The sequence below is a fragment of the Novosphingobium organovorum genome, assembly GCF_022832435.1.
In the GTDB taxonomy this organism is placed as follows: domain Bacteria; phylum Pseudomonadota; class Alphaproteobacteria; order Sphingomonadales; family Sphingomonadaceae; genus Novosphingobium; species Novosphingobium organovorum.
Map to the genome: position 1 here is coordinate 1 of NZ_JALHLF010000283.1, position 309 is coordinate 309.

The window sequence follows — 309 nt, forward strand, 5'->3', positions numbered from 1 at the left end:
CGCCGCCGCGCGGGCGGCGCGCACGGTGGCCGGTCTACGGCCCAATCCCACACTTGAAACGCAAGTCGAGAATCTGGCCGGATCGGGGGCCTATCGTGGGTTCGACAGCGCCGAGATGACGCTCAGCCTTGCCCTGCCGATCGAACGGGGCGGCAAACGGTCGGCGCGCATCGCGCTGGCCGATGCGCAGATTGGCCGCGCCGCGCTGCTCGCGGCGATCGCGCGGGCCGACATCCGCCTCGAGATAACCCGGCTCTACGTCGGGGCGGTGGCCGCGCAGCGCCGGCTCGACACCGCGCGCGAACAGGC

General features: G+C 72.8%; 1 protein-coding gene. It reads left to right on the top strand.

The features are described from left to right. Positions 1–309: TolC family protein (locus MTR62_RS21255; RefSeq protein ID WP_244024674.1), on the top strand; the 309-nt coding region annotated here is incomplete at both ends.